Source organism: Microbacterium sp. NPDC091676 (assembly GCF_044756645.1).
GTDB lineage: Bacteria > Actinomycetota > Actinomycetes > Actinomycetales > Microbacteriaceae > Microbacterium > Microbacterium paraoxydans_D.
This window is the reverse complement of the sequence record NZ_JBIVTI010000001.1, coordinates 1331101-1356514: the sequence shown is the minus strand read 5'-3', so window position 1 is coordinate 1356514 and position 25414 is coordinate 1331101. Positions and strand designations below refer to the sequence as shown.

Sequence of the window (25414 nt, the reverse complement as noted above, 5' to 3'; positions counted from 1 at the left end):
CAGCCGCGGTCGGCTCAGTCGAGCTCGGAGCGGAGCCTCCTGGTCACCTCGGCGATCGGCATCGAGCGGGGGAAGACCGCCACGACCACGTCGTCCGGAGCACCCGCGTCGGCGGCCTCGCCCACGCCGTACCGCCGACGCGCGTCCGCGAGCGCGGACTGGAGGGTGGACAGCGGCACCTTCTTCCGTCCGCGCAGGAGCTGCCGCAGCACGTGGTTGTGCACCGCCGTCACGAGCGCGGCGAAGCCCACCGCGTCCAGCGGATCCACTCCCGGCAGGGCGCTGCGCAGGTACTCGTCGAACAGCCGCTCATAGCGGAACACGGTGATGATCTCGCGTTCGCGGAGCACCGGCACCTCCCGCACGATCTGGTAACGCCGTCGCGCGAGCTCCGGGTCGTTCGCGAAGTGCGTGAACACGGACTCCGATGCCGCGCAGACCGCGCCCCACGGATCGTCGTGCCCCTCCTCGAGGAACTCCCGAAGCTGCTCCAGCAGGACCTCGTGATCGGCGAAGACCACGTCCTCCTTGCCGCCGAACTGCCGGAAGAAGGTCGACCGGGAGACGCCGGCGGCCTTGGCGATCTGCTCCACGGACGTCTGGTCGAACCCCTGGGCGCTGAAGAGTTCGAGCGCGGCGGCGACGACGCCCCCGGTGCGCAGCTCTGCGGATTCGTGCATGGCGAAATCCTAGACCGCCGCGCGGCCCGCGCCCGAGTGTCCTCGCGGAAGCGCCCCGCTGACGCGGGTCCAGGATCCGCGTCCCTGCGAGAGTATGCGGCCGTCCGTCCTCATCCTTGCGGGGGACGCGAGGTGTCCGGGGTTCGCCGAGTCGCGCGCGAGTCCGATGCCCGATACCGCCGAGCGATCCGTATGAAGAGGTCCAGGGCCTCGGCTTCCGAGCGGAAGCGGAGCGGCGCATGGAAGCGCTCACCGCGCTCGTCGGCCTCCCAGACGATCCACTCCTCGCCTTCGCGCTCGATCCAGGCGGACGACTGAGGCCGGCCTGTAGGGCCGAACCAGTTGGCGGTCGCGGTGAGCTTCTCCTCGCGGATGATGCGCTGCGCCTGGGTGGCGGTGAGGTCGCTCACGTGGTCTCCTTCGTCCTGCTCCGACGCTGAGGATCGTACCGGAGGCGTCGGCGGGTCGGGGAGGGCGTCGGGGCGTCGGAGCGCTCAGCCTGCGGTAGTAGGCTGGGGGACTGGTCGATGTCTCGACATCGAGAGAATCACCAGACCAGACCGCAGCCCAGTGAAGGAAGCACAGTGGATCTGTACGAGTACCAGGCACGAGACGTTTTCGAGAAGTACGGAGTGCCGGTCCTCGCCGGCATCGTCGCGGACACCCCCGAGGAGGTGAAGGCGGCTGCCGAGAAGATCGGCGGTGTCGTGGTCGTCAAGGCCCAGGTCAAGACCGGAGGCCGCGGCAAGGCCGGCGGTGTCAAGGTCGCCAAGACCCCCGACGAGGCGTACGAGGCCGCGAAGGCCATCCTCGGCCTCGACATCAAGGGCCACGTCGTCAAGCGCGTCATGGTCGCGCAGGGTGCCCGCATCGCCGAGGAGTTCTACTTCTCCGTGCTGCTCGACCGCGCCAACCGCTCCTACCTCTCCCTCTGCTCCGTCGAGGGCGGCATGGAGATCGAGCAGCTCGCCGTCGAGAAGCCCGAGGCGCTCGCCCGCGTCGAGGTCAACCCGCTGACCGGCATCGACAAGGAGAAGGCGGTCGAGATCGCCCGCGCCGCGAACTTCCCGGAGGACCTCGTCGAGAAGGTCTCCGACGTGTTCGTGAAGCTGTACGACGTCTACAAGGGTGAGGACGCGACGCTCGTCGAGGTCAACCCGCTCGTCCGCACCGAAGACGGCGACATCATCGCGCTCGACGGCAAGGTCACGCTCGACGACAACGCCTCCGAGATCCGCCACCCCGAGCACGAGGCGCTCGAGGACAAGGACGCCGCCGACCCGCTCGAGGCCAAGGCCAAGGCGTCCGGCCTCAACTACGTCAAGCTCGACGGCGAGGTCGGCATCATCGGCAACGGCGCAGGCCTGGTCATGTCGACGCTCGACGTCGTCGCCTACGCCGGTGAGAACCACAACGGCGTCAAGCCCGCCAACTTCCTCGACATCGGAGGCGGAGCCTCGGCCGAGGTCATGGCCGCCGGCCTCGACGTCATCCTCGGCGACCCGCAGGTCAAGAGCGTGTTCGTCAACGTGTTCGGCGGCATCACGGCGTGCGACGCCGTCGCCAACGGCATCAAGGGCGCCCTGGAGACGCTGGGCGACACGGCCTCGAAGCCGCTCGTCGTCCGCCTCGACGGCAACCGCGTCGACGAGGGTCGCGCGATCCTCGCCGACTACGCGCACCCGCTGGTCACCCTGGCCGCCACCATGGACGAGGGCGCCGACAAGGCCGCCGAGCTCGCCAACGCCTGATCGCCTGAGACACAAGGAACCAGAGCTATGTCTATCTACCTCAACAAGGACTCCAAGGTCATCGTCCAGGGCATCACCGGCGGCGAGGGCACCAAGCACACCGCGCTGATGCTCAAGGCCGGCACCCAGGTCGTCGGCGGCGTCAACGCCCGCAAGGCCGGCACCACGGTCTCGCACACGGACAAGGACGGCAACGCCGTCGAGCTCCCCGTCTTCGGCTCGGTCGCCGAGGCCATGAAGGAGACCGGCGCCGACGTGTCGATCGCCTTCGTCCCCGGCGCCTTCACGAAGGACGCGATGATCGAGGCCATCGACGCCGAGATCCCGCTGCTCGTCGTCATCACCGAGGGCGTCCCCGTGGGCGATTCGGCCGAGGCCTGGGCGTACGCGCAGAGCAAGGGCAACAAGACCCGCATCATCGGGCCGAACTGCCCCGGCATCATCACCCCCGGCGAGGCGCTCGTCGGCATCACGCCCGCGAACATCACCGGCAAGGGCCCGATCGGCCTCGTGTCGAAGTCCGGCACCCTGACGTACCAGATGATGTTCGAGCTGCGCGACCTCGGCTTCTCGACCGCCATCGGCATCGGCGGCGACCCGGTCATCGGCACCACGCACATCGACGCGCTCGCCGCGTTCGAGGCCGACCCCGAGACCAAGGCGATCGTCATGATCGGCGAGATCGGCGGCGACGCCGAGGAGCGTGCAGCCGAGTACATCAAGGCGAACGTCACCAAGCCCGTCGTCGGCTACGTCGCGGGCTTCACGGCTCCCGAGGGCAAGACCATGGGTCACGCGGGTGCGATCGTCTCCGGTTCCGCCGGTACCGCGCAGGCGAAGAAGGAGGCCCTCGAGGCCGCCGGCGTCAAGGTCGGCAAGACGCCGTCCGAGACCGCCGCTCTCATGCGCGAGATCATCGAGTCGCTCTGATCTGAGCTACGCTTGACCTGAAGGCCCCGGGCTCCACCCCGGGGCCTTCGTCATACCCCGGTTCCGGCCGGCCCACCCCCTCAAGTCGCGCAAATGGCCCCATTCCGTGTCGGAATGGGGCCATTTGCGCGATTCGAAGCGGGGCTAGATCCCGACGCCGAAGAGGGCCTCGATGGGACCCCGGGCGAAGAAGATGAGGAAGCCGGCGCCGACCACCCACAGCAGCGGGCTGATGGTCTTGGCCTTGCCGGAGAAGGCGTGGATGAGCACCCAGCTCACGAAGCCCGCCCCGATGCCGTTGGCGATCGAGTACGTCAGCGGCATGACCGAGACCGTGAGGAACACCGGCAGGAGCACCCGGAAGTCGCTGAAGTCGATGTGCCGGATCTGGGCCATCATCATGGCACCCACGATGATGAGCGCCGCGGCGGCGATCTCGGTCGGGACGATCGAGGTCAGCGGGGTGAGGAACATCGCGATGAGGAACACGATGCCCGTCACGACGTTCGCGAGACCCGTCCTGGCACCCTCCCCGATGCCGGCGCCGGACTCGATGAAGACCGTGCTGGAGGACGACGAGGTCGCACCACCGGCGATCGCTCCGACGCCCTCGACCACCAGCGCCGACTTGATGCGCGGGAAGTCGCCGTTGTCGTCCGCGAGGTTCGCCTCCTTCGCCAGGCCCGTCATCGTGCCCATGGCGTCGAAGAAGTTCGTGAAGAGGAGCGTGAACACGATCATCACGAGCGCGACGAGGCTGACCTTGCCGAGGTCGAACGAGAAGTCGACGGCGCCGATGAGGCTCAGGTCGGGGACGCTGACGGGAGAGCCGTTCAGCGCCGGGACGGTGAGGCCCCAGCCGCCGGGGTTGACGACATTGCCCTCGTCATCGACGCCGCGGGCGCCGATGTGCCAGATCGCCTCGACGATGACCGCGAGCACGGTGCCGCCGATGAGGCCGATGAGCATGCCGCCCTTGATGCGGAGCGCGACGAGGATGCCGGTGAGCAGCAGCGTGATCACGAACAGCAGGCTCGGCACGGTCGCCACGGAGCCGTTGACGCCGAGGCCGACGGGAGGGGACGAGGCGCCGGTCGCGGTGACGAAGCCGGAGTTGACGAACCCGATGAAGGCGATGAAGAGGCCGATGCCGACCGTGATCGCGATCTTCAGCTGGAACGGCACGGCGTCGAAGATCGCCTTCCGCAGCCCGGTGGCGGCGAGGAGGACGATCACGACGCCGTTGATCATCACGAGCGCCATCGCCTCGGGCCAGGTGACCTGGCCGACGACGGAGAACGCGACGAAGGCGTTGATGCCGAGACCGGCGGCGAAGCCGAACGGCAGACGGGTGACGACGCCGAAGAGGATCGTCATGACGCCGGCGGTCAGGGCCGTGGCGGCGCCGACGGCGTTGAAGTCGAGCATGTCGCCGGCGACGTCCGGCTTTCCGGACAGGATGATCGGGTTCAGGATCACGATGTAGGCCATCGTGACGAACGTCACGAGGCCTCCACGGATCTCGGTGCCGATCGTCGATCCGCGCTTGCTGATCTCGAAGAAGCGGTCCAGGGTACCGGCGGGTTCGGTGGATGCCGGGGCGGGCGGGGCAGTAGTCATCGGGAAACCTCCGGAGAAACGCTACCGTGTCGCCGCCCTCGCGCGCGCCCACGGGGGACGGGAAGGAACTCGTCGTAGTCTCGGAAGCGCTATGCAACGCCTCCTCGTCGCGCTCCTCGCCGCCCTCGATGCCGCCATCGCGGCGGCCATCGGGCTCGTCGTGCTGCTGGCCCCGTTGACGCTCCTCTGGACGCTGGCCTTCGGGATCACCGCCGACTGGGGCGCGCTCTGGCCGCTCACCGGCACGCTCTGGGAGTTCGGCCACGGCGTCCCCCTGGACATCACGATCCCGGACGCGCTGCTCGTCGCCCTGGCGATCCCCGCAGACGCCGCGCGGTTCGTCGTCTCGGTCACGCCGCTGGCCTTCCTGCTCCTCACCCTGCTCTTCGCGGCGCGCTCCGGAGGCGGCGCGGCGCGCTCCGGTGCGTGGCTGCTGGGGTCGCTGTCGGGCACCGTCGTGTTCGCCGTCATCTCCACGGTGGTCGCCCTCACGTCGGCGCTCGGGGCGGCGCAGGTCCCGCCGGCTCTCGCCATCCTGCTGCCCCCCGCCGTGTACCTCGTGGGCGCGGTGTGCGGCGCGGTGCGGGTGGCGTGGGAGGACGGCGACGGCGGACTGCTCGACCGCGTCCACGACGTCCTGGATTCCCGGGAGGACTGGGCCCCGGTGCCCTCCTCGATCGTGCGCGGCGCCGCGTTCGCGCTCGTGGGCGTGACGGGTGCCGCCGCCCTGGCCGTCGCCCTGTCGGTCCTCACACGGGGCGGAGAGGTCGTCGCGCTGTTCCAGGCGGCCCGGGTCGACGCTCTCGGGGCGACCGTGCTGACCCTCGGGCAGCTCGCGTATCTGCCGACCTTCGTGGTGTGGGCGGCCGCGTGGCTGACCGGCCCCGGGTTCGCGGTCGGTGCGGGAACCGCGGTGTCGCCCGCCGGCACCCAGCTCGGCGTCGTGCCCGGCATCCCGGCGTTCGGCCTGTTGCCGGAGAACTCCTCGATCTGGATGCTCATCGTGGTCCTGATCCCGGTGGCCGCCGGGGCGTTCGCGGGGTGGGCCGTCCGCTCGCGCCTGGTGTGGGAGGGGACGCCGCTGGGCATCCTGCAGCGGGCGGTGATCGCGGTGGGGATCGCTGCGGTCGCGGCCGGCGTCGCCGCGCTCGCCGCGACGTTCGCGAACGGGTCGATGGGGCCGGGACGCCTCGCGACCGTCGGTCCCGCGGTGCTGCCGTTCGCGCTGTCCCTCGGCGCGGAGGTGCTCGTCGGCGCGGCGATCCTGTTGCTGTCGCCCCGCCACCGGGACGAGGTCGCCGAGGAGCGCACGGACCGCTGGATCGCCGAGATGTCGACGCTGGCCTCCGAGGATCCCGCCGACGGCGCGGGGGCGCCGCACCCGGGGTTCCCGTCCTCCGGGGAGACCGCGCCGCTGGACGCCCTGCCGGACCGGGGCATGCCCCCGCGCGATCCCGGCGGCGACGATCGCCCCTAGCCGTCCTCCCGCCCCCGCGGCCGGGACGGCGCGTCTGCGGTGCGCCGGTAGACTGGGCGCGTGCTCACGGTCGCCGTACTCATCTCGGGCGCCGGCTCGAACCTTCGCGCCCTCCTCGAGGCCGCTCGTCACCCCGATTTCCCGGCCCGGGTCGTCGTCGTGGGGGCGGATCGCGAAGCCGACGGTCTGGCCCACGCCGAGGAGTTCGGCATCCCCAGTTTCACCGTGCCATGGCACGAGCACGAGAGCCGCGAGGCGTGGGGAGAGGAGCTGGGTCGTCAGCTCGCCGTCTGGACGCCGGACCTCGTGGTGCTCAGCGGCCTCATGCGCCTGCTGCCGTCCTCCCTCGTCGCCGCCTACGCGCCGCGGATCATCAACACCCATCCCGCGTACCTCCCGGAGTTCCCCGGAGCGCACGGCGTCCGCGACGCCCTCGCCGCGGGTGTCCGGGAGACCGGCGCCAGTGTGATCGTCGTGGACGACGGGGTCGACACCGGCCCCATCCTCGCGCAGGAGCGTGTGCCGATCCGGGCCGACGACACCGAGCACACGCTGCACGAGCGCATCAAGCCGGTCGAGCGCCGGCTCCTCATCGACGTCGTCCGGCGCATCGCGACCGGCGACCTCTCCCTGACCTCCGCCCCCTGACCCCCGACGCCCCCGCACGAAGGAGCCCATCATGGCCGGCCCCCGCCACGACCCCACGCTCTACCGCGATCGCGACACCGTGCCGATCCGGCGCGCTCTCGTCTCGGTCAGCGACAAGACCGACCTGCTCGTGCTCGCCGCCGCGCTGGCGGAGGCGGGCGTCGAGATCGTCTCGACCGGTTCGACGGCGTCCACCATCCGCGACGCCGGCTTCGAGGTGACGGACGTGGCCGCGGTCACGGGTGTCGCCGAGATGCTCGACGGCCGCGTCAAGACCCTGCATCCGAAGGTGCACGGCGGGCTGCTCGCCGACCTGCGCCTGGAGGATCACGAGCGGCAGCTCGCCGACCTCGACATCGCACCGTTCGAGCTCGTCGTCGTCAACCTCTACCCGTTCGTGGAGACCGTGGCCTCCGGTGCCGAGGGTGACGACGTGGTGGAGCAGATCGACATCGGCGGCCCCGCCATGGTGCGTGCGGCGGCGAAGAACCACGCCAACGTCGCGATCGTCGTGTCGCCGCAGTCCTACCCGGCGATCATCGCGGCCGTGGCACAGGGCGGCACCTCGCTCGCCCAGCGGCGGGAGCTCGCGGCGCGGGCCTTCGCACACACCGCGGCCTACGACACGGCCGTCGCGCAGTGGTTCGCCGAAGGCACGCTCAACGACCCGGGCGACCTCCCGGCGCACCTGACGATCCAGGCCGAGCGGCTCGCCACGCTCCGCTACGGCGAGAACTCCCACCAGCGCGGCGCCATCTACACCCGCGCCGGCGGCCACGGCATCGCCCAGGCCACGCAGCTGCAGGGCAAGGAGATGTCGTACAACAACTACGTCGACGCGGACGCCGCCCTGCGCGCCGCCTACGACATGGTCAAGCCCGCGGTCGCGATCATCAAGCACGCCAACCCCTGCGGGATCGCCACGACCGCCCCGAATGCCCTCGACCCGATCGCCAGCGCGCACCTCCGCGCCCACGAGTGCGACCCCGTGTCGGCGTACGGCGGCGTGATCGCCGCGAACGGTACCGTGACGCTGAAGATGGCCGAGAACCTCAAGGACATCTTCACCGAGGTCATCGTCGCGCCGTCGTTCGAGCCCGCGGCCCTCGAGGTCTTCAAGGCGAAGAAGAACCTGCGGCTGCTGCAGCTCCCCGAGGACTGGCAGCAGGAGCGCATGGACGTGCGCCTCGTGTCCGGCGGTCTCCTGCTCCAGGACGCGGACCGCTTCCCGGACGACATCGTCTCCGTCGCCAAGAACTGGGAGCTCGTGTCGGGGGAGCGTCCGAGCGACGAGGAGATGGAGAACCTGATCTTCGCGTGGAAGGCCTGCCGGGCCGTGAAGTCGAACGCGATCGTGCTGGCGAAGGACAACGCGACGGTCGGCGTCGGCATGGGCCAGGTCAACCGCGTCGACTCGTGCCGCCTCGCGGTGGAGCGTGCAGGAGATCGTGCCGCCGGATCCGTCGCCTCGTCCGACGCGTTCTTCCCGTTCGCGGACGGTGCCCAGGTACTCATCGACGCGGGTGTCACGGCGATCGTGCAGCCCGGCGGCTCCGTGCGGGACGAGGAGGTCGTGGATGCCGCGCGCAAGGCCGGCGTCACGATGTTCTTCACGGGGGAGCGCCACTTCTTCCACTGACCGAGACCCCGGTCTTCTGCCGAGACCCCGGCGTGCGCACGTCTGCACGCCGGGGTCTCGGCGCGTGGGCGGGGTCTCGGGGAGGGAACCGCGATGTCCGATTTCCGCCAGCCGTAGCCGCGCGGGGGTGAGAGGGTGGAGGACATGAGCCCCTCCTTCGACGAGCGCTACCGGGCGATCAGCGCTCGGGACACCCGCTTCGACGGGCAGTTCGTCACCGCCGTGCGCTCGACCGGGATCTACTGCCGTCCGAGCTGCCCCGCGCGCACTCCCAAGCCGCAGAACGTCACGTTCTATCCGACGAGTGCCGCGGCGCACGAGGCGGGGTACCGCGCATGCAAGCGCTGCCTGCCGGAGGCCGCCCCCGGGTCGCCCGCGTGGGACGTCCGTGGAGACACCGCCGCCCGGGCCATGCGGCTGATCGCGTCCGGTGTGGTCGAGCGCGAGGGCGTGTCAGGACTCGCGTCGCGACTCGGCTACTCGAGCCGTCATCTCACGCGGCTGCTGACGACCGAACTCGGCGCCGGACCGCTCGCACTGGCGAGAGCGCACCGCGCCCACACCGCCCGCATGCTGCTCGTGGGAACCGACATGCCCATCGCCGATGTCGCCTTCGCCGCCGGCTTCCACAGCATTCGCCAGGGCAACGACACGATCCGCGAGGTGTTCGGGCTCACGCCGGGGGAGCTGCGCGCCCGCCGCCGCACCCCCTCCGCGGCCGTCCCGGGGACGATCGACCTGGTCCTGCCGTACCGGGGTCCCCTGGATGCGGCCGGGATCTTCGCGTGGATGGCGGCGCGGGCGGTGACCGGCGTCGAGGAGACCACGGCGACCTCGTTCTCCCGGCACCTCCGGATGCCGGGCGGCCCCGCGTGGTTCGAGGTACGTCAGGAGGAGACGGAGCGGCTGCACCTCCGGGCCCGGGTCGCGCAGCTCGGCGACCTCGCGCCGCTGGTGGCCACCGCGCGCCGCATCTTCGACCTCGACGCCGACCCCCTCGCGATCGACGAGGCCCTGGCGGCGCATCCGCCCCTCGCCCCCCTCGTGGCGCGGACCCCCGGCATCCGCGTGCCCGGGGCAGCCGATCCGCACGAGATGCTCATCCGCGCGATGATCGGGCAGCAGATCACGGTCGTCGCCGCCCGCACGGCGCTCACCGCCCTCACCGACGCGCTGGGGGAGCGGACCCCCGACGGCCTCCTGTTCCCGACGATGTCGGCCATCGCGGCCCACGGCGCCGAGGTGCTGCGCGGGCCCGCCGCCCGGATCCGCGCCGTCACCGGAGCCGCCGCCGCCCTGGCGGATGGGAGTCTGACCCTCACCGTGGGCGATGACGGCCCCACGCAGCGCGCCGCCCTCCTCGCGATGCCCGGCATCGGACCCTGGACCGCCGACTACGTGCGGATGCGGGTGCTCGGCGATCCGGACGTGCTGCTCCCCGGCGACGTCGCCCTCCGTGCCGGTGCCGCCGCGTCCGGGCTGCCCGCCGACCCGAAGGCGCTCACCGCCTGGGCGGAGCGCACCGCACCGTGGCGGAGCTACCTCAGCGCGCACCTGTGGCGTGCCGCCCCGATCCGTCCCGCCGGACCGCGGCGCAGATCCGCCGCCCGGCCCGCCCAGGGCACCCCATCCGACACCGAGGAGACCTCATGACCGCTCTCATCCAGACCCTCGACACCGCCGACGGTCCCTTCACGATCCTCGCCGACGAGCGCCAGCGGGTCCTCGTGTCCGGCTGGACGGACGACGTCGAAGCCATCCTCGGTCGCCTGCCCGCCCGGGTGCGCCCCGATGCGGTGCGGGAGGCCGAGACGGACGCGGCGGGCGCCGTCCGCGCGTACTACGCGGGCGACGTCGCGGCGATCGACGCGGTCGCGGTGGCGCAGACGGGCACCGCCCTCCAGCTCGCCGGCTGGGCGGCGCTGCGCACCATCGCGCCGGGGGAGCCCCTGACCTACACGGGCTTCGCGGCCCGACTCGGCAATCCTCAGGCGGTGCGGGCCGCGGCGTCGATCTGCGCGCGCAACGCCCCGGCCCTGTTCGTGCCCTGCCACCGCGTGCTCCGCACCGACGGCTCCCTCGGCGGCTTCGCCTGGGGGCTGCCCGTGAAGGAGAGCCTTCTGGCGCGCGAACGCGCCGCCCGCTGACCTCCCGACCCGAGGAGCCCGCTCCGCACGGAGCGGGCTCTTCGCCGTCCCGGGAATTCCCCTTGCGCTCAGCTCGTTCACAGGAATAGGCTGATGGGCTGTCGCGCCAACCGGACGACCTCGCCGAGCCCTTGAGGAGGACACCATGACCACGATCGCCACCGCGCGGATCGCCACCCTCGGCTCGACCCCGGCGCGCCCGCTCTCCTAGAGCCTCCGCCCCCTTTCTGCACCGGATGCCGGGCTCCGTGAGCTCGCTCTCGCGTCCGTTCTCCCCTACTTCTCACCTTCGACTCCTCTGAGAGACATGTCTTCCTCGTCTTCCGCGCAGAATCCGTCCCCCTCGTCCACCCTCTCCACGCCCGCCGCGCTGTGGCGGCTCAAGCCGTTCGTGAAGCCGGTCATCTGGCGTCTCGCCGGCGGTGCCGCCAGCGCGCTCGCGGCGGCCCTCATCGCGCTGATGATCCCCATCGTGCTCGAGCAGATCATCGGCGGCCCTGTGCAGTCCGGCGCGCTGGATGCGATCGTCTGGGGCGCGCTCGCCGTGTTCGCCCTCGGCCTCGGCGAGGCGCTGATGGTCTGGCTCCGTCGGCAGTTCGTGCTGTTCCCCGCCACGCAGGTCGAGTACCGCATGCGCACCGAGCTCTACTCGCGCCTGCAGACCCTGCCGGTCGCGTTCCACGACCGGTGGCAGTCCGGGCAGCTGCTCAGCCGCATGATGCAGGACATCGGCCTGATCCGCCGATGGCTCGCCTTCGGCCTCGTGCTGCTGGTCGTGAACGTGCTGACGATCCTCATCGGCTCGGTGCTGCTGTTCCGCTGGCACTGGCTGCTGGGCACGATCTTCCTCGTGACGGCGATCCCGCTGTGGATCCGCGGCTACCTCTTCGAGAAGCGCTACGGCGCGCTCACCCGCCGCAGCCAGGACCAGGCGGGCGACCTCGCCACGAGCGTCGAGGAGAGCGTGCACGGCATCCGCGTGCTCAAGGCGTTCGGCCGAGGCACGCACGCCCTCCGCCGCTTCAGCCGGCAGGCCGAGACGCTGCGCGAGACCGAGATGAGCAAGGCCGGGGCCATCGCCTCGATCTGGTTCTGGCTCGACCTCATGCCGCAGATCGCCTTCGGCCTGAGCCTGATGTCGGGCATCTGGCTCATCTCGCAGGACGCGATCACGTCCGCGGAGCTGTTCGCCTTCTTCGCGATGGCGGTCGTGCTGCGCTGGCCCATCGAGTCGATCGGCTTCCTCTTCTCCTTCATGCTCGACGCGCGTACGGCGACGGACCGCGTCTTCGACATCTTCTCGGAGACGAACACCATCACCGATCCGGAGAACCCGGTGCACATCGAGAACCCGCGTGGCGAGCTCGCGTTCGAGAACGCGCACTTCCGCTACCAGGATGCGGCGGCTGGCGAGCGGGATCTGCTCGACGGGATCGACCTCGTGCTGCGGCCGGGCGAGACCATGGCGCTCGTGGGCCTCACCGGCAGCGGCAAGACCACGCTGACGACCCTGCCGACGCGGCTGTACGACGTGACGGGAGGGCGGGTCACGCTCGACGGCGTCGATGTGCGCGATCTCACGCTCGCCGAGCTGCGCGAGCACATCGCGATGGCGTTCGAGGACGCGACGCTCTTCTCGGCCTCGGTCCGCGAGAACGTCCTGCTCGGCCGCGCCGACCTCGACGTGCACAGCCCCGAAGCCGAGCGCGTCCTGCGCGAGGCGCTCGACGTCGCCCAGGCCGCCTTCGTCGACACGCTCCCCGAGGGCGTCGAGACGGTGATCGGCGAGGAGGGACTGAGCCTGTCCGGCGGACAGCGCCAGCGGCTCGCCCTCGCCCGCGCCGTGGCCGCCAACCCCCGGGTGCTCGTCCTCGACGATCCGCTGTCGGCGCTGGACGTCGACACCGAGGCGCTCGTGGAGGAGGCGCTGCGGCACGTGCTCGCCGACACCACCGCGATGATCGTCGCGCACCGTCCGTCCACCGTGGCCCTCGCCGACCGCGTGGCGCTGCTGGAGGACGGCCGGATCACCGCCGTCGGCACGCACACCGAGCTGTTGAAGACGAGTCGGCACTACCGTCACGTCATCTCCAGCCTGGAGGCCGAGGAGGCCGCCCGCACCGGGGCCATCCCGATCATCCGCGACGAGCAGGCCGAGATCCACGAGACCGTGCAGGAAGGCCTCCGCGAGGATGCCGATGACGAGGCGCCGGGAGGCGCCCCCCGATTCGCAGGAGAGGAGGTGCAGCGATGAGCTCCCTCACCGGAACCCAGGACGAGGACCGCTCCCGCCTCACCACGGAGGAGAGCAGGGCGATCCGCCGCCGCTCGCTGCGGCTGCTCGGCTCGCTGGTGCGCCCGCTCAAGCCGCAGATCGTGCTCGCCGCCACGGTGCTCGTCATTTCGACGGCGCTGCAGGTGGCCGGACCGATCCTCATCAGCATCGGCCTCGACCGGGCGCTCCCCGCGGTGCTCGACGACGCCGACTGGATGCCGACGTTCGTCGTCGGCGGGATCTACCTGCTCGCGGGTGCTCTCGCCGCCGTGCTCATCGCCTGGTACGTCATCATCGCGGCGAAGCTGACCCAGGCCGTCCTGCTGGACCTGCGCAAGCGCATCTTCCTGCACACCCAGCGTCTGAGCCTGGAGTTCCACGAGTCGTACACCTCGGGGCGGATCATCTCGCGGCAGACGAGCGACCTGGACTCCATCAAGGAGCTCCTCGACGGCGGGTTGAACGAGCTCGTCTCCGGCGTGCTCTTCGGCGTCTTCACCTTCATCGCCCTGTGCGTGTGGGACTGGCAGTCCGGTCTGATCCTCGCGATCGGCGGCGTGCCGCTGTTCTTCCTCATGCGCTGGTTCTACTCGCGCTCGCAGCTCGTGTACCGCGAGTCCCGGGTGATCAGCGCGAAGGTGATCGTCCAGTTCGTGGAGACCATGACGGGCATCCGCGCGGTCAAGGCCTTCCGGAAGGAGCCGCGCAACGACGAGGCCTTCCAGGGCGTGGCCGGCGAGTACCGCGACGTGAACCGTCGCTCGATGCTGCTGTTCGGCACGTTCGAGCCGGGGCTCATGGGCGTCGCGGCGCTCGTGCTCGGCGTCGTCGTGCTGTGGGGCGGCATCCGGGTCTCGGAAGGAGCGCTGACGGTCGGCGTGCTGCTGTCCGCCGTGCTCTACGTGCGCAACTTCTTCGCTCCGATGCAGGAGATCGCGATGTTCCTCAACTCCTACCAGTCCGCCACCGCGGCGCTGGAGAAGGTGTCGGGCGTCCTCGAAGAGGTGCCGACGGTGCCGGACCCCGAGAAGCCGGTGGACCTCTGGGAGTCCCGGGGGCACATCCGCTTCGACGAGGTCACGTTCGCGTACAACGAGGACAAGACGATCCTGCCGAACTTCTCGCTCGACATCCCCGCCGGGCAGACGATCGCGCTGGTCGGGACGACGGGGGCGGGCAAGTCCACGCTGGCCAAGCTCATCTCCCGGTTCTACGACCCGTCCGCGGGGACGGTGACCCTCGACGGCGTCGATCTGCGGTCGCTGCACCCGAAGGACCTCCGCCGTGCGATCGTCATGGTCACGCAGGAGGCGTACCTGTTCAGCGGGACCGTCGCCGACAACATCGCGCTCGGGCGCCCGGATGCGACTCTGGACGAGATCCGCGAGGCGGCGCGGGCGGTGGGCGCCGACGCGTTCATCTCGGCGCTGCCCGACGGGTACGACACCGACGTGAACAAGCGCGGTGGTCGGGTCTCGGCAGGGCAGCGACAGCTCATCTCGTTCGCCCGCGCCTTCCTCGCCGACCCGGCGGTGCTGATCCTCGACGAGGCGACGGCCTCGCTGGACATCCCGTCCGAGCGGCTGATCCAGGACGCGCTGCAGACGCTGCTGGCCGACCGGACGGCGATCATCATCGCCCACCGGCTGTCGACGGTCGCGATCGCGGATCGCGTGCTCGTGATGGAGCACGGCCGGATCATCGAGGACGACACCCCGGCCGCCCTGATCGGCGGCACCGGGAAGTTCGCCCAGCTGCACGCGGCCTGGCAGGAGACGCTCGTCTGACGTCGTGACGCGACGGAGGCCCCGGCATCCGTACGGATGCCGGGGCCTCTTCGTCCGGGCGCGCGTGCGCCGCGATCGGTAGCATCGAGGGATGGACCCCTTCCTCCTCGTCGCGGAGTGGTGGTGGCTCGCGCCGACCGCCGCCGCCGGGGTGACCGCGGGCGCGATCGGGGTGCGTCGTCGCAACACCCGCAGCGGCCGCCGTCTGGAGTACGACGCCGCCCGGCACGACCTCCGCGAGGCTCAGCAGCGCGCGGTGGTGCGACGGACGGCGCTGAAGGTGGCACGAGCCGACCTCGCGCGGGTCTCCGCCGAGCGGGCCGCGCAGCGCGCGAGTGCCGAGCAGGTGTCCGGCGCCCGGCGCATGCTCAAGGAGCGCGAGCGCGACGCCAGGGCGGCGGCGGCCGACGTCCGCGCTCGACGCGTCAGGGTGAACGCCGCCCGCGCCGCGATCCCCGCCGGCTCCGCACCGCGGCCGCTGGAGCGGCTGTACGCGGAGCACGACGCGGTGACGGCGCGATGGATGCGGTACGAGACCGACCCCGCGCTGCAGATCACCTATCCCGAGATGACCGACGTGAAGCGCCCGGAGACGGCCGCCTACCTCCGGGCCGCCGGCGCCGCGGTCGAGGCGCGTCGGCAGACGACGGGCCGCGTGACGGCCGCCGAGTACGCGGCCTACCGCGACGCCGTCGCGGAGCTGGAACGGGCGTTCGAGGCCGCCGAGCACGCGGCGAAGGTCCAGACCGGGGAGGCGCCGCCCACACCGGCCTGGCAGGACGCCGCGCAGGACATGCTGCACCGCTCCGCCGAGGCCATCGACCGGGCGGCGGGTGCCGCCGCGTCCGCGCTGGCCGCGTGGAACAGCCGTCGGGGCAAGGGCACGCCCCCGGACGGCAGCGGTCAGCGCTGAGGAGGGCCGAGAGGACGCCGCCCTGCAGGGTCCGAGGGCGACGGAGTCTCGATGGGGGAGGGGATTCGAGACCCCGCCGCCGGTCTCAGGAGGGGACGCGGATCTCGGCGATGACCTCGCCGTAGGCCGTCTCCCCGACGGGTGTGAACCCGACGCGGCGGAAGAAGGCCTCCGGGCCGTCCTCGCCGGCTTCGTAGATGACGTTGACGTGGTCGACGCCGCGGTTGCGCGCCTCGTCGATGAGGTTCTCGACGGCGAAGCGGCCGATGCCGCGGCCCTGGTCGTCTGCGTCGACGTTGATGCGCCACAGCACGGAGCGGAAGTGCTCCTCCGGTGCCTCGTCGTCGAAGTTGGCGCTGACGAAGCCCACGACCTCGTTGCGGTCCAGGATCACCCGCTGCCAGGAGGTCTGCGGGTTGATGACGGTGGCCGCGATGCCGTACGAGACGGGGGCGAGGAACTGCTCCTGTCCGGGCTTGAGCGACAGGTTGTTCACGGCGACGATCGTCGCGGCGGAGAGTTCGACCATGCGCAGTTCGGACATGCCCCCAGGCTAGCCCCTCCGCTCACCGCATTCATCACTCGGGCGGACTTTTCACGGACCGGCCGTCGGAGAGCGGCCCCTCGGCGGGACCGCCGCTTCGGGGTCCGGGACGCTCAGGTATCTTGGTATCGAGACAAATAGCCCTCGTGAACGGAGAACGTCCCGGTGACCGACGACGCCATCATCTACACCTACACCGACGAGGCACCGGCACTGGCCACCGCCTCCTTCCTGCCGATCATCCAGGCCTACACGGGCCAGGCGGGTATCGAATTCGAGACGCGGGACATCTCTCTGGCCGGCCGCATCCTCGCCGCCTTCCCGCAGAAGCTCACTCCCGAGCAGCAGGTCGGCGACGCGCTGGCGGAGCTGGGCGGCCTCGCCACCCTCCCCGAGGCGAACATCATCAAGCTGCCGAACATCTCCGCGTCGATCCCGCAGCTCAAGGCGGCCATCGCGGAGCTGCAGCAGCAGGGCTACGACGTGCCGGACTTCCCCGACGAGCCCTCGTCGCTGGAGGAGAAGGACGTCCGCGCCCGGTACGACCGCATCAAGGGCTCCGCCGTGAACCCCGTGCTGCGCGAGGGCAACAGCGACCGCCGCGCGCCGCTGGCGGTGAAGAACTACGCCAAGAAGCACCCGCACCGCAACAAGCCGTTCGCGGAGGGCTCGAAGACCCGCGTCGCGACCCTGGGCCACGACGACTTCAAGCACAACGAGCGCTCCTGGGTCGCCGCGCACGACGACGTCCTCTCCTTCCGCCACACCGCGAAGGACGGCACCGTCACGGTCCTCAAGGAGGGGCTCAAGGTCCTCCCGCGCGAGATCATCGACGCCACGTTCCTCTCCGCGAAGGAGCTCGACGCGTTCCTCGCGGACACGCTCGCGGAGGCCAAGGCCGACGACGTGCTCTACTCGGTGCACCTCAAGGCCACGATGATGAAGGTCAGCGACCCGATCATCTTCGGTCACGTCGTGAAGGCGTTCTTCAAGGACGTCTTCGACCAGTACGGCACGCAGCTCGCCGAGGCCGGACTCAGCGCGAACGACGGCCTCGGCTCGATCCTCGCGGGGCTGGCGAACGTCGCCGGTGGCGAGGAGATCGCCGCGGCGTTCGACAAGGCCATCGCCGAGGGGCCGCGCCTGTCCTACGTGAACTCCGACAAGGGGATCACCAACCTGCACGTGCCGAGCGATGTCATCGTCGACGCGTCCATGCCCGCTCTCGTCCGCAACGGCGGGAAGCTCTGGGGCAAGGACGGCGAGGAGGCCGACACCATCGCGGTCATCCCCGACTCGTCCTACGCGAGCGTCTACCAGGCCGTGATCGACGATGTGATCGCGAACGGTCCGCTCGACCCCGCCACGATCGGCACCGTGCCGAACGTGGGCCTCATGGCGCAGGCCGCCGAGGAGTACGGCAGCCACGACAAGACCTTCGAGATCGCGGCAGACGGCATCGTCCAGGTGCTCGACAGCGAGGGCACCGTCCTCATCGAGCACGAGGTCGGCAAGGGCGACATCTGGCGCGCGACGCAGACCAAGCACATCCCGGTCATGGACTGGGTCAAGCTCGCGGTCGGCCGTGCCCGCGCGACGGGTGCCCCCGCGGTGTTCTGGCTCGACGCGAACCGCTCGCACGATGCGCAGATCATCGCGAAGGTGCACCAGGGTCTCGCCACGCTCGACACCAAGGGCCTGACGATCACGATCCTCGCGCCGGAGGAGGCGACGCGGTACACACTCGCCCGCATGCGTCACGGCCTCGACACCATCTCGGTGACCGGCAACGTGCTGCGCGACTACCTCACCGACCTGTTCCCGATCCTCGAGGTCGGCACGAGTGCCAAGATGCTCTCCATCGTGCCGCTGCTCGCCGGCGGTGGACTGTTCGAGACGGGTGCCGGCGGCTCCGCGCCGAAGCACGTGCAGCAGCTGGTCGAGGAGAACTACCTGCGCTGGGACTCGCTGGGCGAGTTCTTCGCGCTGGCCGCCTCCCTCGAGCACTTCGCCGACCGCACGGGCAACGAGAAGGCCCGCGTGCTCGCGGAGACGCTCGACGCCGCGACCGGCACGTTCCTCGAGGAGGACCGCTCGCCCGGCCGTGCGCTCGGCACGATCGACAACCGCGGCAGCCACTTCTACCTCGGCCTGTACTGGGCGCAGGAGCTGGCTGCGCAGACGAAGGACCCGGAGCTCGCCGCCGCCTTCGCGCCCCTCGCCGAGAAGCTCGCCGCCAACGAGGAGACGATCGTCTCCGAGTTGAACGCGGTGCAGGGCTCCCCGGTGGAGATCGGCGGCTACTACCGTCCGGACGAGAAGCTCGTGGCCGCGGTCATGCGCCCGTCCACGACGCTCAACGAGATCGTCGACGCCCTGCGCTGAGACGACGAGAAGGGGGCGGATGCTGCGGCATCCGCCCCCTTCTGCTGTCTGTCCTCCGCCGCGTCCGCCCGGCTCCGGGTCAGTTGTAGACGGAGACTTCGAGGCCCACGGGGGACCAGTCGTAGACGTACTTGGCGAGGTCGATCGGCAGGTTCACGCAGCCGTGGCTCATCCGGTTGCCGAAGTTGTTGTGCCAGTAGGTGCCGTGGAAGCCGATGTTCGGCGCGAACCACGTGATCCAGGGCACGTCCTCGGTGCAGTACGGCGCCCCCTCGTAGCAGCCCATGTCCTGCATCGCGGTGTGCGCGAAGACCTTGAAGTTGCCGGTCGGCGTGGGCGTTCCGGGAAGACCGGTCGAGACCGCCCAGGACTGCACGACCTTGTCGTTCTCGAACAGGTAGGCCCGCTGCGTGCTGAGGTTGATCTCGGCGCGACGGAACAGGTTCGTGGTCTCGAACGGGGTCTCCGTCACAGAAAGGGCGAAGACGCCGTCTCCCGCAGCGAGCTGCGTCGCGAAGTCGTCGGCGATGCCCGCGGTGTCGCCGAGGGCGCGTCCGGTGGCGCCCTCCTTCTCGGCGCGCAGCACGTTCCCCGCGGAGTCGACGATGTTGGTCGCGTTGACGGGCGCGCGGTCCACCGCGGCGGGCAGCGCGTCGACGGTGGCCTGGATCGCGTCGGGGTCGGCTTCGATGCGGAGCTGACCGTCGTCGTCGACCACCGTCAGCCAGGAGGCCGCGACCTCGGGCGAGACCGGGACGGTCCGCTCCTCGCCGACGTAGAAGCCGATGGTGGAGAGCATGGTGTTGAGCGTGGTCGCGGTCGCCGTGGCGTCGTCGTCGGACACGGCGGGCGCGGCCTCGGCAGGCCCGCCGGGGTACTCGAACGTCGTGCGGCCGTCGCCCACGGCCTCGACGAAGGCCACGTTCAGGTCGGCCACGTCGATGCCCGTTCCCGGAGTGGACGGCGTGACGGTGTAGGACCCCTTGGCGGCGTCGAAGACGACGCCGGCGTCGACCGGGTCGACGAAGCTGCCGGGGACGGCGCCGCGGAGGGCCGCGGCGGCGGTCTCCTGGTCGAGCACGATGTCGGCCGGCACGGGGTCGCCCATCCAGGCGCCGAGGTTCCACATCGGGTGCGCGGCGAACGCGGCGTCGGCGAGCGCGGTGGCATCGGCGGTCGCGCCCAGGTCGGCGCCCGTGAGCACGGCGTCGTCGCCCTCGCCCGTGAGCGTGACCTCGGTCTGCGCGAGGCGGGAGCTGATCGCATCCGCGGCGGCGCCGGGGGTCATCCAGCCGACCGGGATGCCCGCGACGGTGGTCCCGGGGGCGATGAGGATCATCGAGGCGGCGCCGGCGCCGAGCGCGACCACGCCGAGGCCGAGGCCGATCCACAGGCCGAGGCGGCGCTTCTTCGGGGCGGGCTCGACGGGAGCCCAGGCCAGAGGCTGCTCGCCGGTCTGCGGCGGGGTCGTGTCGGTCGCCGCCTCCGGCGTCAGGACGCTCGTCGGTGTCGCATCGTCGGGCTGTGCCCCCGTTGCAGCGCCCGGCGTGGAAATCAGATCGGTCACGAACTACACCCCCCGCAGTCTCGACGTGTCCTGTCGTCCATGGTACGGGATGGCTGGTAACGGAGAGGCAACGGTCCTGATAAGGTGCCTCCCCGTTCGCCCGGGGCCGGTGGGGTCAGTCGACGACGGCGAGCCCGTCGATCTCGACGAGCATCTCCTCGCGGGGGAGGCCGGTGAACACCGTGGTGCGCGAGGGCAGGACGCCGCTGGTCGTGTGGGCCTCGACGAAGGCGCCGTAGGCCTCGTTCATGATCGGGAAGTCCTCGCGCTTGGTGAGGTAGACGCGCAGCATCACGACATCGTCGAACGTGGCGCCGGAGGCCTCCACGATGGCCTTGACGTTCTCGAGCGTGCGGGTGGTCTGCGCCGCGACGTCGCCCGGGTACAGATACTCGTTCGTCTGCGGGTCGACGGGGCCCTGGCCGGAGACCTGGACGATCGGGCCCTTGCGGACGCCCTGCGAGAAGGTGTGCGCGGGAGCGGGGGCGGCGTCGGTGGAAACTCGAGTCTTCGCGGTCATGCCGCCAGCCTAGTAGCCTTGTTAGATGCCTCTACAAATTCCGGATCCCGTCCTCGGCGCCTGGGCGAAGGGGTTCCCGGCGCATGCCGCGGGGCTGCGTCTGTCGGAGGTCGGCGCGGCCGGTCTGCATCTCTCGGATCTCGGCACCCCCGTGCTCACGGTGCACGCCGATGCGATCGCGCACAACGAAAACACGGTGTTCGGCTGGGCCGCGCGCGAGGGCGTCCGCCTCGCCCCGCACGGCAAGACCACCATGGCGCCGGCGCTCTGGCAGCGGCTGCTCGACGCCGGAGCCTGGGGGATCTCGGTCGCGACGCCCTGGCAGGCCCGCGTCGCCGTCGACGCCGGCGTGCCGACGGTGCTCATCGCCAACGGGGTGACGGACGGCGCCGCGGCCCGGGAGCTCGGGGCGATGCTCGCCGCCGACGAGGGGCTGCGGGTGCTGTGCGGAGCGGATTCCCTCGCCGGGGTCGCCATCCTCGCCGACGCCCTCGCCGACGCCCCGCGACCGCTGGACGTGCTCGTGGAGCTCGGCGGCGCGCAGGGCAGGACGGGCGCGCGGACGGTGGCGGAGGGCGAGCGCATCGCCGCGGCGATCGCAGCCGCTCCTGGCCTCCGCCTGGCCGGTGTGACGGGCTACGAAGGGCCCTTCGGTCCCGATCGCTCCGCGGCCTCGGTCGCCGCGGTGGACGGGTTCCTGGCCACGCTCGTCGAGCTGCACCGCCGTCTCGACTACCCCGACGGTCTCCGCCCCGTGCTCAGCGCGGGGGGCAGCTCCTTCCCCGATCGCGCCGCCGCGGTCCTCGGTACCGCGGGAGGGGACGCCGAGGTCGTGCTGCGCTCCGGGGCCTTCCAGATCCACGACGACGGCTTCTACTCCCGCATGTCGCCGTTCGGTCCGCTGACGGACACCGCTCCGCTGCGCTCCGCGATGCACGCGTGGTCACGGGTGGTCTCGCAGCCCGAGCCCGGCCTCGCCCTGCTCGACGCCGGGCGGCGGGACGTGCCGTTCGACATCGACCTCCCGGTGCCGCAGTCGGTCGCCGGCGCCGTGACGGCCCTGAACGACCAGCACGCCTTCCTCCGACCCGCCGAGGGGGCCACCGTCGCGGTCGGCGAGGTCGTGCGGCTGGGCCTCTCGCATCCGTGCACCGCGTTCGACAAGTGGCGCGTCGTCGCCGTGATCGACGACCCCGACGCCGAGGACCCCCGGGTGATCGACGCGGTGGCGACATGCTTCTGAGCGCCGAGAAGGCCGCGGTCGGGCGGGTGCGCGTCTATCGGCGGGCGACCGTCGTGGACGGCACCGGCGCGCCGCGCTTCGTCGCGGACGTCGCGGTGGAGGGGGCCAGGGTCGTCGCCGTCGTCCGCGACGGCGACGGGACGACGCTCGAGCTGCCGGACGGCGCGGTCGAGGTCGACGCGTCCGGCCTCGTCCTGGCACCCGGTTTCATCGACATGCATGCGCACAGCGACCTCGCGGTGCTCCAGGGCGCGGCGCACGACGCCAAGATCCGGCAGGGGGTCACGACCGAGGTGCTCGGGCAGGACGGCCTGGGCTACGCGCCGCTGGACGAGGCGACCGCCGCCGTCATCCCCGCCCAGATCGCGGGCTGGAACGGGCGGCCGGCGGAGGTCCCGTGGCGGTCGATGGGCGATTTCCTGGAGGCGATCGACGTCGCCGCGGTGGCCAACGCCGCGGTGCTGGTGCCGCAGGGCAACCTCCGGATGATGGTGGTCGGGCACGACGACCGCCGGGCGACCCCCGCCGAGATCGCGGCCATGGCCGACCTCCTCGGGCAGGCCCTGGATGCCGGGGCCTTCGGCATGTCGAGCGGCCTGACCTACACCCCGGGGATGTACGCCGACACCGCGGAGCTCGAAGCCCTCTGCCGGGTGGTGGCGGAGCGCGGCGGCTACTGGGCGCCGCACACCCGCAGCTACGGGCGGGCGGCGCTGGACGCGTATCGCGAGGCGATCGAGATCGGCCGCCGCACGGGGTGCCCTGTCCATCTCACCCACGCGACCATGAACTTCGCACCGAACCGCGGGCGCGCCGCCGAGCTGCTGGCCCTCGTCGACGAGGCGACGGCCGACGGCGTCGACGTGACCCTGGACACCTACCCCTACCTTCCGGGGGCGACGACCCTCTCCGCCCTCCTGCCGAGCCGGCTGGCGGCGACCGGCGACCTGCTCGGCGTCCTGGGAGCCCTCGACGCCGAGGGGCGCGAGGCGGTCCGCGTCGAACTGGAGGAGATCGGCTGCGACGGATTCCACGGCGAGGCGGCGGACTGGTCGGCGATCCAGATCTCCGGGACGGCTCACCCGGATCTCGCCGGACTCGTCGGCCGGACGATCGCCGACATCGCGGCGGAGACGGGGCAGCGCGCCGTCGACGTCGTGATCGACACGATCCTCGCCGATGCGGGCGCCACGGGCGTGCTCATGCACATCGGCGACGAGGACAACGTCCGCGCCATCATGCGGCACCCGCGGCACTCCGGCGGCAGCGACGGCATCCTCATCGGCGCCCGGCCGCACCCGCGCGGCCGCGGCACGTTCCCCCGCTACCTCGGGCACTACGTCAGGGAGCTGGGGGTGCTGAGCCTCGAGGAGGCCGTCCGTCATCTCTCCGGCAACCCGGCCGCCCGCCTCGGCCTCGACCGCGGCGACGCGCCGCGGGGCGTGCTCCGCGAGGGCGCCACCGCCGATCTGGTGCTGTTCGACCCGGAGGCGATCGCGGCCGGAGCCACCTTCGACGACCCGCACGGTGCGCCGGAGGGCGTGCGCGAGGTCCTCGTCGGCGGAGTGCCGGTCGTCATCGACGGCGACCCCACCGGTGCGGTCGCCGGTCGCGCCCTGCGCATGCCGCCGCCGGCGCCGCGCGCGACGGTGCCGCACGTCGCTGCGGAGATCGACTCCCTGGCTCCGGGCTTCCGGTGGACGCCCTCGACCCCGATCCTCGGCACGCCGGAGCTGGCGGCCGCGGTCGCACGTCTCGGCGGCGGAGGAGCGGACGACACGGCGCCCGCCATCCGCCTCCTGATCGACGCGGAGCTGGGTGCCGCGGCCTCCGCGGCGGGGCGGCAGGGGGCCGAGGCCTTCCGGGTGTCGGTGACGGCCTCCGGGATCGAGATCGCGGGGGCGACGCCGGAGGGGGTCTTCCGCGGCGCGACCACGCTCCGCCAGCTCCGCGACCCGGACCACGACCCCGCTCTCCCCGCGACGATCCCGGCAGGGCGCTGGGAGGGCTCTCCCGCCTACGCCTGGCGTGGAGCGATGCTCGACGTGGCGCGCCACTTCCGCCCCGTGGAAGACGTGCGCCGCCTCATCGACCTGCTCGCCGATCACCACCTCAGCATCCTGCACCTGCACCTGACGGACGATCAGGGATGGCGCTTCGAGGTGCCCGGCTACCCGCGTCTGACCGAGGTCGGCGCGCGGCGCGAGGCCACGCAACGCGGTCACGGACCGGAGGCCACGGTCGAGCCCGGCGTGCACGAGGGCTTCTACACCTCCGCCGAGCTGCGCGACCTCGTGCGGTATGCGGAGGAGCGCTTCGTGACGCTCGTGCCCGAGGTCGAGCTGCCGGGACACATCCAGGCCGCGCTCGCCGCCTACCCGGAGCTGGGCAACCTCGACGTCGGGACGCCCCCCACCGGGCCGTGGGAGCGTTTCGGCGTGAACGCCCGCACCCTCGCGCCGACCGCGGAGGCGCTGGCCTTCGGTCGTGCCGCCATCGACGCGCTGTGCGACGTGTTCCCGTCCGCATGGATCGGGATCGGCGGCGACGAGGTGCCGGTGACCGAGTGGGCGGAGAGTGCAGCCGCCGCCGCGCGCATGCGGGAGCGGGGGCTGGCCACGGCGCACGACGTGCAGCCCTGGTTCACGGCGCACTTCGTCGACCACGTCCGCCGCCGCGGGCGCACCGCGCTGGCCTGGGACGAGGTGCTGGAGGGCGACGTCCCCGAGGGCGTCCGCATCCTCGCCTGGCGCGGGCCGGTCGCGATGCGCGAGGCGCTGCGGCGGGGCATCCCGGTCGTGGGGTGCCCGGACCTCGAGGTGTACCTCGACTACCCGCAGTCCGAATCGACCGAGGAGCCCATCCGCGTCGGGCCCCCGCTGACCATCGAGCGCGCGTACTCCTTCGAGGTCGTCGACGGGGCGGTCGGCGGACAGGCGAACGTCTGGACGGAGCACCTGCCGAGCAGGGACCGGGTCGACTTCGCGATGTTCCCGCGCCTCGCCGCGATCGCGGAGCGCCTCTGGGACGGGGGACGGCCCGCGCCGTTCGCCGACTTCGCGCGGCGGCTGCCCACGCATCTGCGACGCCTCTCCGCCGCGGGGGTGCGGTATCGTCCGCTGGACGGTCCGTCGCCCGAGCAGCGGCGACCGGGGGTCCCCGGCAAGCCCATGACGGTGGAGACCAGGGAGGGGATCGTCGCCGGCCTCGTCGAGCGCCTGCTCCGCCGGGTCGCTGACGAGGATCCACGGTCGGCATGATGTCACGTTTCGGTAACCCTGCCCGCGG

General features: G+C 71.6%; 19 protein-coding genes. 13 read left to right on the top strand and 6 right to left on the bottom strand.

All coding sequences use genetic code 11. The features are described 5' to 3' along the window. Window positions 1–14: 14 nt before the first annotated feature. Together ACIQID_RS06660 and ACIQID_RS06655 are read right to left on the bottom strand one after the other, a co-directional pair. Window positions 15–680 carry a TetR family transcriptional regulator gene (locus ACIQID_RS06660; RefSeq protein WP_331202392.1) on the bottom strand — a complete coding sequence of 222 codons (666 nt, stop codon included), beginning with the start codon at window positions 678–680 and terminating at the stop codon, window positions 15–17. A 110-nt stretch (window positions 681–790) separates the two neighbouring features. After that, on the bottom strand, window positions 791–1090 hold the full coding sequence (locus tag ACIQID_RS06655) for a hypothetical protein (RefSeq protein ID WP_312673455.1): 300 nt from the start codon (window positions 1088–1090) through the stop codon (window positions 791–793). A 174-nt stretch (window positions 1091–1264) separates the two neighbouring features. Here ACIQID_RS06655 and sucC point away from each other — a divergent pair, with 174 nt between their 5' ends. Next, window positions 1265–2431 (top strand): ADP-forming succinate--CoA ligase subunit beta, encoded by a 1167-nt coding sequence (gene sucC, locus ACIQID_RS06650; protein WP_025103777.1) that lies wholly within the window; start codon window positions 1265–1267, stop codon window positions 2429–2431. 27 nt (window positions 2432–2458) lie between these two features. After that, complete coding sequence (sucD, locus tag ACIQID_RS06645) at window positions 2459–3361, top strand: succinate--CoA ligase subunit alpha (protein ID WP_025103778.1); 903 nt, start codon at window positions 2459–2461, stop codon at window positions 3359–3361. A gap of 144 nt (window positions 3362–3505) precedes the next feature. Here sucD and ACIQID_RS06640 read toward each other — a convergent pair whose 3' ends face one another. Further along, entirely contained in the window at window positions 3506–4981 is a 1476-nt protein-coding gene (locus ACIQID_RS06640) for an NCS2 family permease (protein WP_312673454.1), read from the bottom strand. Window positions 4982–5072: 91 nt separating this feature from the next. Between ACIQID_RS06640 and ACIQID_RS06635 the strand changes: the two genes are divergently transcribed. The 8 genes from ACIQID_RS06635 to ACIQID_RS06600 all read left to right on the top strand — a co-directional run bounded on the left by ACIQID_RS06635 (window position 5073) and on the right by ACIQID_RS06600 (window position 15867). Next, entirely contained in the window at window positions 5073–6458 is a 1386-nt protein-coding gene (locus ACIQID_RS06635) for a DUF6350 family protein (RefSeq protein WP_400283141.1), read from the top strand. A gap of 60 nt (window positions 6459–6518) precedes the next feature. Continuing rightward, complete coding sequence (purN, locus tag ACIQID_RS06630; protein WP_136052729.1) at window positions 6519–7106, top strand: phosphoribosylglycinamide formyltransferase; 588 nt, start codon at window positions 6519–6521, stop codon at window positions 7104–7106. 31 nt (window positions 7107–7137) lie between these two features. Next, window positions 7138–8745, top strand: a complete 1608-nt coding sequence (purH, locus tag ACIQID_RS06625) for a bifunctional phosphoribosylaminoimidazolecarboxamide formyltransferase/IMP cyclohydrolase (protein WP_025103782.1) — start codon at window positions 7138–7140, stop codon at window positions 8743–8745. A gap of 144 nt (window positions 8746–8889) precedes the next feature. Beyond that, entirely contained in the window at window positions 8890–10398 is a 1509-nt protein-coding gene (locus ACIQID_RS06620) for a DNA-3-methyladenine glycosylase 2 family protein (RefSeq protein ID WP_400283136.1), read from the top strand. Further along, a complete protein-coding gene (locus ACIQID_RS06615; RefSeq protein WP_312673449.1) occupies window positions 10395–10892 on the top strand; it encodes a methylated-DNA--[protein]-cysteine S-methyltransferase in 498 nt (165 codons plus the stop codon). Before ACIQID_RS06620 ends, ACIQID_RS06615 begins: the two co-directional genes overlap by 4 nt. Window positions 10893–11199: 307 nt before the next feature. Next, complete coding sequence (locus tag ACIQID_RS06610) at window positions 11200–13146, top strand: ABC transporter ATP-binding protein (protein ID WP_400283131.1); 1947 nt, start codon at window positions 11200–11202, stop codon at window positions 13144–13146. Further along, the gene (locus tag ACIQID_RS06605) at window positions 13143–14954 is read left to right on the top strand and encodes an ABC transporter ATP-binding protein (RefSeq protein ID WP_060923216.1); all 1812 of its coding nucleotides are present in this window, start codon (window positions 13143–13145) and stop codon (window positions 14952–14954) included. Before ACIQID_RS06610 ends, ACIQID_RS06605 begins: the two co-directional genes overlap by 4 nt. A 91-nt stretch (window positions 14955–15045) precedes the next feature. Next, a complete protein-coding gene (locus tag ACIQID_RS06600) occupies window positions 15046–15867 on the top strand; it encodes a hypothetical protein (RefSeq protein WP_312673447.1) in 822 nt (273 codons plus the stop codon). A gap of 85 nt (window positions 15868–15952) precedes the next feature. Here the strand turns inward: ACIQID_RS06600 and ACIQID_RS06595 are convergent, their stop codons facing one another. Then, window positions 15953–16411 carry an N-acetyltransferase gene (locus ACIQID_RS06595; RefSeq protein ID WP_060922841.1) on the bottom strand — a complete coding sequence of 153 codons (459 nt, stop codon included), beginning with the start codon at window positions 16409–16411 and terminating at the stop codon, window positions 15953–15955. Window positions 16412–16576: 165 nt separating this feature from the next. On the opposite strand from ACIQID_RS06595, the gene ACIQID_RS06590 reads away from it, so the two are divergent. Next, window positions 16577–18796, top strand: a complete 2220-nt coding sequence (locus ACIQID_RS06590; protein WP_331202399.1) for an NADP-dependent isocitrate dehydrogenase — start codon at window positions 16577–16579, stop codon at window positions 18794–18796. A gap of 79 nt (window positions 18797–18875) precedes the next feature. On the opposite strand, the gene ACIQID_RS06585 is transcribed toward ACIQID_RS06590, so the two are convergent. Beyond that, window positions 18876–20363, bottom strand: a complete 1488-nt coding sequence (locus tag ACIQID_RS06585; RefSeq protein WP_400283125.1) for a L,D-transpeptidase family protein — start codon at window positions 20361–20363, stop codon at window positions 18876–18878. Between the two features lie 115 nt (window positions 20364–20478). Further along, window positions 20479–20883, bottom strand: a complete 405-nt coding sequence (locus tag ACIQID_RS06580; RefSeq protein WP_025103791.1) for a RidA family protein — start codon at window positions 20881–20883, stop codon at window positions 20479–20481. Window positions 20884–20908: 25 nt separating this feature from the next. Between ACIQID_RS06580 and ACIQID_RS06575 the strand changes: the two genes are divergently transcribed. Both ACIQID_RS06575 and ACIQID_RS06570 read left to right on the top strand, forming a co-directional pair. Beyond that, complete coding sequence (locus tag ACIQID_RS06575; RefSeq protein WP_400283121.1) at window positions 20909–22126, top strand: alanine racemase; 1218 nt, start codon at window positions 20909–20911, stop codon at window positions 22124–22126. Continuing rightward, on the top strand, window positions 22117–25386 hold the full coding sequence (locus ACIQID_RS06570; protein ID WP_400283118.1) for a family 20 glycosylhydrolase: 3270 nt from the start codon (window positions 22117–22119) through the stop codon (window positions 25384–25386). The genes ACIQID_RS06575 and ACIQID_RS06570 overlap by 10 nt, the downstream gene beginning before the upstream one ends. The last annotated feature ends 28 nt before the right edge of the window (window positions 25387–25414 follow it).